The organism is Nocardia wallacei (assembly GCF_014466955.1).
Taxonomy (GTDB): domain Bacteria; phylum Actinomycetota; class Actinomycetes; order Mycobacteriales; family Mycobacteriaceae; genus Nocardia; species Nocardia wallacei.
Genome location: NZ_AP023396.1, coordinates 7,822,903 through 7,832,428, shown reverse-complemented (window position 1 = coordinate 7,832,428; position 9,526 = coordinate 7,822,903). Strand labels below are relative to the sequence as shown.

The window sequence follows — 9,526 nt, the reverse complement described above, 5'->3', positions numbered from 1 at the left end:
AATATGCCACTCCAGGGGTATTTCCACACAATTATCCACAGATGTGGAGAACCACAGGGATGTGAGCTGCGCTGCCGTGTCCCCCCGGTCAGCGCTTGGACCAGCGCTTCTATAGCTACCTTCTGGCTACGTATCGTAGTGGGTGTGTCGCGACGGCGACAAGGCCCGTTCGCGGCCGTGTCCTTCGTCACCGCCAGGGCGTTGCCGCACCGGTCGGCGGCCGGGTGCGGCGACCTATCGGCCGAGGTCAGTAGCCCGGCCGCGGTGACGGACCCCGGTTTGACCCGGCCGGAGCCGGTCAGTACTCTCGTACAGTCACCCATTGACGCGGTGGCAGCTGCGTGCTGCCCGGGCCGCGATGGGTATTGCGCCGATGAGGACCTGGTCACTCATCGCGACAAGAGTTTCACCGACAAGCTTCGGGCGCCGAGGGGCGCCCACCAACTCGAGGAGTGTTGACCGTGGCCAAGGGCAAGCGGACGTTCCAGCCGAACAACCGTCGTCGTGCGCGGGTCCACGGCTTCCGCCTCCGGATGCGGACCCGTGCGGGCCGCGCGATCGTGACGGCGCGTCGTCGCAAGGGCCGCGCCCAGCTCACGGCCTGATTCATCGGCACCGGCCTCGGCGTCATGTCCCGTTCGCCGTTCGGTTCGCCGTACCACCTCATCCGATACACGCTCGGACACTCGGGTGTTGCCTGAGCCGTATCGGCTGCATCATCGTGCCGATTTCTCCCGGACGGTGCGGCGTGGCCGACGAATCGGGAGACGTGATCTGGTCGTGCACGCTGTGGTATCGACCACGGATTGGACTGCTGCGGAGGGTGATCCACCCGGCCCGGCGGTTCGCCGTGGCGGTCCGCGCTTCGGATTGATCGTCAGTAAGGCGGTGGGCACCGCGGTGGTACGTCACCGCGTGGCCCGCCGCCTGCGTCATATCTGCGCCCCGCTGATCGCCGAGCTGCCCGCGGACACGGACATCGTGATCCGCGCCCTGCCCGGCGCCGCGGCGGCCTCCTCGGCCGAACTCGATCAGCAGCTGCGAGCGGCACTGCGCAAGCTCTCGGGCGGGCCGTCATGAGGCGCCTCGCCCGGCTGCCGTCCGATGCGCTGATCTTCGTCATCGAGCTGTACCGGACCTACGTCTCCCCCACCCGCATGCCGGTGTGCCGATTCACTCCCACCTGCAGCGAGTACGCGGTGACGGCGTTGCGCACCCGGGGCCTGTTCGTCGGCCTCGGATTGACGGCCGTGCGATTGGTCAAATGTGCGCCCTGGCACCCTGGTGGGTGGGACCCCGTTCCGGAGCGGAAACGGAACGGGGCAGCCGCCGATGAGCCGGCCGCACAGGAGACTTGTAAGGGGTCGCCGCCCTCGGTGACCGGCGACACGACCGACGGGAGTGCATAGAGCCGTGCTCGATTTCATCTACTATCCGGTGTCCTGGATCTTGTGGTTCTGGCACCGCATCTTCGGGTTCGCCCTAGGCAAGGACAATGGCCTCGCCTGGGCGCTGGCGGTGGTGTTCCTGGTGTTCACCCTGCGTCTGGTGCTCTACAAGCCGTTCGTCAAGCAGGTCCGCACCACCAAGCAGATGCAGGAGCTGCAGCCCCAGATCAAGGAGCTGCAGAAGAAGTACAAGAACGACCGCCAGAAGATGGCGCTCGAGATGCAGAAGCTCCAGAAGGAGCACGGCTTCAATCCCTTGATGGGCTGCTTGCCGGTGCTGGCGCAGGTGCCGGTCTTCATCGGTCTGTACCACGTGTTGCGGTCGTTCAACCGGACCGGCGGCAGTATCGGTGGCTTCGGCGGCGGCGGGAACATGTCCGCCTACGACAACGCGCACACGGCGAACTACGTCTTCAACGCCGACGATGTGCAGTCGTTCCTGCGGGCCCGCATCTTCGGTGCACCCATCTCCGCGGCGATCACCTCGCCCAAGGCGCAGTTGGAGGCGTTCGCCGACTACGGCGGTATCCCGCACGTCGCGAACATGGTGTATGTCGCGGTGCCGCTGATGATCATCGCGGGCCTGGCGACCCATTTCAACGCGCGGGCGTCCGTCGCGCGGCAGAGCGCGGAGGCCGCGGCCAACCCCCAGGCCGCGATCATGAACAAGCTGGCGCTGTGGGTGTTCCCGCTCGGTGTGATCGTCGGTGGCCCGTTCCTGCCCATCGCCATCCTGCTCTACTGGGTCGCCAACAACATCTGGACCTACGGACAGCAGCACCTCGTCTTCGGCCGGATGGAGAAGGAAGAGGAGCAGAAGAAGCAGGAGGCCAAGGAGCGCCAGACCGCCAACGCACCGAAGCCGGGCGCCAAGCCGAAGAAGAGGCAGCCCACCGCCGCGGCGGACGCGGCGACCGACGTGCCCGCGGCCGAGGGCGAATCCGCGACGCCGCCCGCGACGCGCAACGGTTCCGGCGCGACCAAGCCGGGGAAGGCCACAGCTTCGTCCAAGCAAGGCGGACAAGGCAATCGGAAGCGATCCGGAAACCGCGGCCGCCCGAATCAGAAGCGACGTCGTTAGCGCGTCGCCTGCCACAGCTTCCCGGCGGGTGACCGCCGGACACGACGGATGACGCAGATTGAAGGAAACGACACACATGACTGTTGAAACCGACGGAGGGGACGCCACCGTGGCCCTCAGTGCACACAGCACGATCGCGGACGAGCCGGCAACCGACGAGTCGGAGCCCGTCGCGGACGAGGCGGCGGAGGGCGTGAGCGACGCCGAGGAAGCGCTCATCGAGGAGGGCGAGATCGCCGGCGACTACCTCGAGCAACTGCTGGACGTCCTCGACTTCGACGGCGATATCGACCTGGACGTCGAGGGCGACCGTGCGGTGGTGAGCATCGACGGGGGCCGCGATCTGTCCAAGTTGGTGGGGCGCCGCGGTGAGGTGCTGGACGCGCTGCAGGAGCTGACTCGCCTGGCGGTGCAGCAGGCGACCGGTGTGCGCAGCCGGCTCATGCTGGACGTCGCCGGTTGGCGGGCGCAGCGCCGGGAGGAGCTGAGTTCGCTCGGCACCGCCGCGGCGCAGCGGGTGCTGGAGTCGGGCAAGCCCGAGTCACTGGCGGCCATGACGCCGTTCGAGCGCAAGATCGTGCACGACGCGGTGGCGGAGATCGACGGCGTCGCCAGCGAGAGTGAGGGCGTCGAGCCGAACCGGCACGTGGTCGTGCTGCCGTCCTAGTGTGGCAATGGGAATGTGGAGGGCCCCCGGTTCGCGGAACCGGGGGCCCTACCCTTGTGCGGGGTCGGATTCTCCGTCCGGCGCCGGATCCGGAAGGATGTTTCACGTGGAACGAGGAAACGGTGTGACCGACCCGGAGTACTCCCCTCCCCCGGGCGCGGTCGCGGAGCCGGAACCGCCCGCCGCGGCGGAGCGGGTCTTCGGGGATCGACTGCCGCTGGCTCGGCGCTACTGTGCCGCGTTGGCGACCGCCGGTGTGGAGCGCGGGCTGATCGGCCCCCGCGAGGTGCCGCGGCTATGGGATCGACACATTCTCAACTGTGCCGTGCTCGGTGAGCTCATCCCCGCCTCCGCGGCGGTCGTCGACATCGGCAGTGGCGCGGGCCTGCCCGGAATCCCGCTCGCGATCGCGCGGCCCGATCTCCGGATCACCTTGGTCGAGCCGCTGCTGCGCCGGACCATCTTTCTTGCCGAGTTCATCGAGTCGGCGGGACTGGAGGTGACGGTCGTGCGCGGCCGGGCCGAACAGCCCGATGTGCGGAAGGTGGCCGGCGGGGCGGATGTCGTCACCTCGCGTGCGGTCGCTCCGCTCGCCAAGCTCGCCAAGTGGTCGCTGCCGCTGGTGCACGACCGCGGTCGCATGCTCGCGCTCAAGGGGTCGAGTGCCGCGGAGGAACTCGACCGCGATCGCGACGATCTGGCTCGCGCGGGTGGCGGCCATGCTCAGGTGCTCGAGTGTGGGGTGGGGATCGTCGATCCGCCGACGGTCGTGCTGAGCGTCGAGCGCCTCCCCCGAGCCGAGCGCAGGGCCGAACGTAATCAGGCGAAGCGTCGTCGGTGAAGGTTGGCCCTTCGGGTCTTGTTTCACGTGAATCATCGCGCAGCGGTTGCGTGCAGGGGTCTCTGCGCCGACTCGTCCCGAGCCTCTTCTGCCGTTGTTTCACATGAAACTTGCGGATGTCAGGCCCGGTGGAACGAGCCGCGAAATTTCGCTCCGCCCCGTGCCTATGTTTCACATGAAACATAGGCGGGCGAACTCATCGTCATCGGCCGGGGCTGGAAGACGGCTCGGCGCTTCCTGTTTCGCCCCGGCCGCCTTGTTTCATGTGAAGTATGCGAGCCGCCGCTCCCGCGCTGGTTCGTGTTTCATGTGAAACAAGGATCCCCTCCCCTGCCGCAGGACCGTCATCGACACCTCGAATGCGCCACCGTCCTCCGATGTGTACGGACTTGGGGAGCAACCCTTTCGATCTCCAGGCCCCTCCCGGGCGGGGTGTGGGTGCGCGAAACGCCTTCCGGGGAAGAAACTTCGCGTGTCGTGGTGTGATCGCAGCGGTTCAACTTCCGTATTGGGTCCGGTGCTGGCAAGCTAGGTGTCATCGAGCGCGAGTGCAGATTCGCGATGCCCGACAGGCTCGCCGGGATGGGCATCGGTCTCGATTCCGCTGTGCCGCGCTTCGTTTGCTCGAGCCGACGCGGCATCGACGCTGCTTGGGCACGTGTCTGAAGTTCTCGGGGTTAGGAGCCTGTATGTCGAACGGTCCAGCGAATGTTTCACGGGAAACAACGTCGCGGGTGCCCGGAATGCTGGACGGAACTGGCTTCGATCTGGACCAGGCTCCGTTCGGAAGCATTTCCGCCGACACGCCCATAGCCGCTGAGGCGCAGCGTGCCAGCCAAGTACTGCATCCTGGTTCGATGACCATCCCCAAGCCGCGCGAACAACGCATCATCACCATCGCGAACCAGAAAGGTGGTGTCGGCAAGACCACGACCGCCGTGAATCTTGCTGCCGCGCTTGCGCTACAGGGGATGACCGTTCTGGTCATCGATCTCGACCCGCAGGGCAATGCCAGCACCGCGATGGGCGTCGAACATCACTCCGGTGTCCCGTCCAGCTACGAGTTGCTGATCGGCGAGGCGACTGTGCAGCAGGCGATTCAGCGCAGCCCGCACAACGAACGACTGCTGTGCATTCCGGCCACCATCGATCTGGCCGGCGCCGAAATCGAGCTGGTGTCCATGGTGGCCCGCGAGGGTCGGCTGAAGGCCGCGATCCAGGAGGCGAACCTGGCCGGCTACGACATCGACTACGTGATGATCGACTGCCCGCCGTCGCTCGGCCTGCTGACCGTGAACGCGCTCGTGGCCGCCAAAGAGGTGCTGATCCCTATCCAATGCGAGTACTACGCCCTGGAGGGCGTGGGTCAGCTGATTCGCAATATCAGTCTGGTGCAGGCGCATCTGAATCCGGAACTGCATGTGTCGACCGTCGTCCTCACGATGTACGACGGGCGGACCAAGCTGGCCGATCAGGTCGCCGAGGAGGTGCGGGGGCACTTCGGCGATGTGGTGCTGCGGTCGGTGATTCCGCGCAGCGTCAAGGTTTCCGAGGCGCCCGGCTACGGCATGACGGTGCTGGATTACGATCCGGGTTCCCGTGGTGCGATGAGCTATCTGGATGCCGGGCGGGAGATGGCCGCCCGGAGCGCTGTGGTGGGCACAGCTGGTGGAGTGAACGAGGAAAGGGGTCGGTAAGCCGATGAGTCAGGCGAAGAAGGGTGGACTGGGGCGCGGGCTGGCCGCGCTCATCCCGACCGGGCCGACCGACGTCCAGGGGCTCGGAAGTGCCGCCGCGAATGCCGTCATCGGCCTGGATCCGATCGGTCCGCATCCGGCCTCGGCGTATCTGCACCGGGTTCCCGACCCGGCCGGCGGATCCGATGCCGGAGCGGTCTACCGGGAGATCCCGCCGGACCAGATCGAGCCCAACCCCAAGCAGCCGCGCCAGGTCTTCGAGGAAGACGCGCTGGACGAATTGATCCATTCGGTGCGCGAATTCGGCCTCATGCAGCCGATCGTGGTGCGCCAGCTGGAGTCCTCCCCTACCCCGCGCTATCAGATCGTCATGGGCGAGCGCCGCTGGCGCGCGTGCCAGGAGGCGAAGCTGGAGACCATTCCGGCCATCGTCCGCGAGACCACCGACGACGCCATGCTGCGCGACGCCCTGCTGGAGAACATCCATCGGGTGCAGCTGAATCCGCTCGAGGAGGCGGCCGCGTATCAGCAGCTGCTGGAAGAGTTCGGCGTCACCCACGAGGAACTGGCGAACCGGATCGGCCGATCCCGGCCGGTCGTCACGAATATGATCCGCCTGCTGAAGCTACCGATCCCGGTGCAGCGGCGGGTCGCGGCGGGCGTGCTGTCCGCCGGGCATGCCCGCGCCTTACTCGGGCTGGAGTCCGGCGCGGAGGCGCAGGAGAAACTGGCGGAACGGATTGTCGCCGAAGGGCTCTCGGTCCGGGCCACCGAGGAGGCGGTCACCCTCGCCAACCGGTATCCCGATGAGGAGAAGGAGCGGCGCCCCGCCGACCGCAAACCCGTGCAGATGCCGGGTCTGGAGCGGCTGGCCGAGCGGCTCGCCGACTCCTTCGACACCCGTGTCACGGTGAGCATGGGCAAGAAGAAGGGCAAGATCGTCGTCGAGTTCGGCGATCTCGCCGATCTGGAACGCATCGTGAAGATGATGGAGCAGCAGGGCTAGGACGACCGGCGTCACGGCCGAAAACCGCGAAATCAGCGGAGATACCTGGCCCTGACGGCAAAACGTCACTGTGACGGCGCCCTCGGGGGCGCCGCGCTGCGATCCTGATGACAGCACAGCTATCGGAAATGAGGCGGTTCGCTTTGATCGCTTATTCTTGCTGGCGAGTAGATATTGATGCGGCGTGAATGTGGATGAATCGGAAAGCTGGAGGCTGAGTAGAGCGGTGTCGACCAGCGTTACCGCACTTACCCTCGGCGGACTCGACAAGCTGCCCGCACACGCCCGGCGGTGCGTGTTCTGGGAGATCGATCCCGCCGTGGCGGCGGACTCTCGCGAATTCAGCGACCCGGTCTTCGAGAAGGAGGCCTGGCTGTCGACCGTGCTGCTCGAATGGGGCTCGTGTGGTCAGATCGCGCTGGTCGACGACCAGCCCGCCGGTTGCGCGCTGTACTCGCCGCCGAGCGCGGTACCTCGGGCGACATTGTTCCCGACATCGCCGGTCAGCCCGGACGCCGTGCTGCTGACCACGCTGCGGTCCGAACCGCCCTACCAGCACAACGACATTGCCACCCGGTTGATCCAGGCGGTGGTCGACGATCTGGTGCGGCGCGGCGTACGGGCCATCGAGGCGTTCGGTATCCGCCAGGACCCTTCGGCTACCGCGATGTCCACGCGGTCGGTCCGGTCGATGTTCCTGCTGGAACGGATCGACAATCCGGCACAGGGCGTGCCGACCTCGCCGCGGCAGCGATCGAATTCGGGCTGCTCCCCCGAGAGTTGCATGATCGACGCCGACTTCCTGGAGGATGTCGGATTCACCGTGGTGGCGCCGCATCATCGTTTCCCGCGGCTGCGCCTGGAACTCGACAGCGACCACTTCTGGAAGGAAGACGTGGAGCGAGCGCTGGATCAACTGCTGGCGGCCGCGTCGGTGGAGTCGAAGTCGCGGGTGGGCTGCCCCTGAGACGAGCCGCGTTCGGCGCTACATCCGGTCGGCCGCGGCCAGCTCCTCGGCCAGCAGCTCGGCGAAAGTGTATGTGCCGGTGGGCTGATCGTCCTGCCCCAGCAGGTACAGCCGCTTGACCGAGATCAGGATGGCTTCGGCGATCACGTCGCGCATGCGCGGATTGGTCAGCACCGAGGCGTCGTACTCGTTGGTGAGGTAGCCGATGTCGACCTGGACGGTCGGCATTTTGGTCAGCCGCAGCAGGTCCCAGGTGCGCGGGTGTGTCCGGCAGTCCTGCAGCGAGGTTCGGGCCACGATCTCGCGCTGGATGAATCCGGCCAGCACCTGCCCGATCATCGACACCGAGCCGTGCGAATTGCCGAAGTGAAAGCTGGCGATGCCGTTGGCGAGCGGGCTGGGATTGTGCGCGCAGCGCAACGAGATCATCAGATCGGCGTCGAAAGTGTTGGAGGTTTCGGCACGTTCGGCGTCGGAGGGGTTGGCGCCCCACGGCCGGGACAGGAAGGTCTCCATGCCGGTGGCCGCCATCCGGCCCTCCAGGCGGCTGGCCAGATCCCACAGGATCTCCGACTCGTAGACGTCGCCGAATTCGGTGGGGACGGCGAAACCCTTGTCGGGGCCGCCCATTCCGGGGTCGATGACGATCCGTTTGCCGGTCAGCTGCGGGCCCGCCCGGTGCACGACCTCCTCCTCCGCGATGCGGTGCGGATTGCCGCCGGTGACGCGGGCGCCGAGCAGATCCAGCGAGCGCAGCGTATCCGGACCACAGATGCCGTCGGCGGACAGGCCGATCTCGCGCTGGAAGGCGGTGAGACCGTCGTGGGTGTGCGGGCCGAAATAGCCGTCCACCCGGTGCACATAGAAGCCGAGATCCTGCAGGCGACGCTGCAGGGTGGCCACGTCGTCGCCGTACAGCGGCGCCGACAGCTGGTAGATCAGCGTGCGGGCGCCGAGACGGTAGGAGGCTTCCTTCAGCGCCCGGTAGGTGGCCGGGCCGACGACGCCGTCCACCAAGAGTCCGCGGTGCTGCTGGAAGGCACGCACCGCGGAATCGAGATCGTGATCGAAGGTGGCGTCGGAATCCTTCCAGTACGCGCCGTTTCCGTCGGACCGGTCGGTCCCGTGGGGGCGGATGTGCAGGAATCCGAGACTTGCCAGAGTGCTCCGAACCTCAGCGACGGCTGGTCCACTATCGCCGTGACGAAGTCGGTGCATGCGTGAGAGCCCTTTCCTTCCGCCAATCCGGGTACCCACTCATGCGACGGCTCACACCCTCGCACGACCGGAGCGTCGCTCGATTGTCTCAGACCCGGACCGAATTTCAGCAATCCTCCGAGTGCAGAGATCCTAACCCCCGACATCGCGTCCGGGCCCGGAGACGGTAGCCCTGTGCAACTACCGAAAGCTGTTGTCAGCGCCGAAATACTACAGCGCCGACGCCGAGTCCCGAAGGGGGGTCGTCAGATGACGCCCTCGAGTTCGCGCAGCAGCGCGGCCTTGCCCTTGGCGCCGACGATCCGCTTGGTCTCCTGTCCGCCGGAGAACAGGACCAGCGTGGGCAGCGACAGGATGCCGTAGTCCTTCGCGGTCTGCGGGTTGGCGTCGGCGTCCACCTTGGCGATGGTGAGCTTGTCGCCGTGGGAGGCGGCGATCTCCTCCAGCACGGGAGCGACCATCTTGCAGGGACCGCACCAGGCCGCCCAGAAATCGACGAGAACCGGCTTGTCGCTGCCCAGCACGTCCTGCTGGAACGTGGCGTCGGTGACGGTCTTGGTGGCGGTGTCGGACATGGTGAAACTCCTCGAACTCTACGACG

11 protein-coding genes are annotated in these 9,526 nt (G+C 66.7%); 9 read left to right on the top strand and 2 right to left on the bottom strand.

The features are described from left to right. Positions 1–461 precede the first annotated feature (461 nt). From rpmH to NWFMUON74_RS35160, 9 genes are all read left to right on the top strand, one after another. Positions 462–605: a 50S ribosomal protein L34 gene (rpmH, locus tag NWFMUON74_RS35200; protein WP_187685982.1), complete on the top strand. Its 144-nt coding sequence runs from the start codon at positions 462–464 to the stop codon at positions 603–605. An 85-nt stretch (positions 606–690) separates the two neighbouring features. After that, a complete protein-coding gene (gene rnpA, locus NWFMUON74_RS35195; protein ID WP_187685981.1) occupies positions 691–1,080 on the top strand; it encodes a ribonuclease P protein component in 390 nt (129 codons plus the stop codon). Then, the gene (gene yidD, locus NWFMUON74_RS35190) at positions 1,077–1,409 is read left to right on the top strand and encodes a membrane protein insertion efficiency factor YidD (protein ID WP_187685980.1); all 333 of its coding nucleotides are present in this window, start codon (positions 1,077–1,079) and stop codon (positions 1,407–1,409) included. Before rnpA ends, yidD begins: the two co-directional genes overlap by 4 nt. 4 nt (positions 1,410–1,413) lie before the next feature. After that, the gene (gene yidC / locus NWFMUON74_RS35185; RefSeq protein ID WP_187685979.1) at positions 1,414–2,529 is read left to right on the top strand and encodes a membrane protein insertase YidC; all 1,116 of its coding nucleotides are present in this window, start codon (positions 1,414–1,416) and stop codon (positions 2,527–2,529) included. A gap of 76 nt (positions 2,530–2,605) precedes the next feature. Then, the gene (locus NWFMUON74_RS35180; RefSeq protein WP_232110756.1) at positions 2,606–3,196 is read left to right on the top strand and encodes a Jag family protein; all 591 of its coding nucleotides are present in this window, start codon (positions 2,606–2,608) and stop codon (positions 3,194–3,196) included. 97 nt (positions 3,197–3,293) lie between these two features. Further along, positions 3,294–4,037: a 16S rRNA (guanine(527)-N(7))-methyltransferase RsmG gene (rsmG, locus tag NWFMUON74_RS35175; protein WP_187685978.1), complete on the top strand. Its 744-nt coding sequence runs from the start codon at positions 3,294–3,296 to the stop codon at positions 4,035–4,037. Positions 4,038–4,726: 689 nt separating this feature from the next. Continuing rightward, entirely contained in the window at positions 4,727–5,734 is a 1,008-nt protein-coding gene (locus NWFMUON74_RS35170) for a ParA family protein (protein WP_269475371.1), read from the top strand. Positions 5,735–5,738: 4 nt separating this feature from the next. After that, a complete protein-coding gene (locus NWFMUON74_RS35165) occupies positions 5,739–6,740 on the top strand; it encodes a ParB/RepB/Spo0J family partition protein (RefSeq protein ID WP_187685977.1) in 1,002 nt (333 codons plus the stop codon). A gap of 226 nt (positions 6,741–6,966) precedes the next feature. After that, the gene (locus NWFMUON74_RS35160) at positions 6,967–7,707 is read left to right on the top strand and encodes a GNAT family N-acetyltransferase (protein WP_187685976.1); all 741 of its coding nucleotides are present in this window, start codon (positions 6,967–6,969) and stop codon (positions 7,705–7,707) included. Positions 7,708–7,725: 18 nt separating this feature from the next. Here the strand turns inward: NWFMUON74_RS35160 and NWFMUON74_RS35155 are convergent, their stop codons facing one another. Next, positions 7,726–8,925 (bottom strand): N-acetylmuramoyl-L-alanine amidase, encoded by a 1,200-nt coding sequence (locus tag NWFMUON74_RS35155; RefSeq protein WP_187685975.1) that lies wholly within the window; start codon positions 8,923–8,925, stop codon positions 7,726–7,728. 245 nt (positions 8,926–9,170) lie between these two features. After that, entirely contained in the window at positions 9,171–9,500 is a 330-nt protein-coding gene (gene trxA, locus NWFMUON74_RS35150; RefSeq protein WP_187685974.1) for a thioredoxin, read from the bottom strand. Between the last annotated feature and the right edge of the window lie 26 nt (positions 9,501–9,526).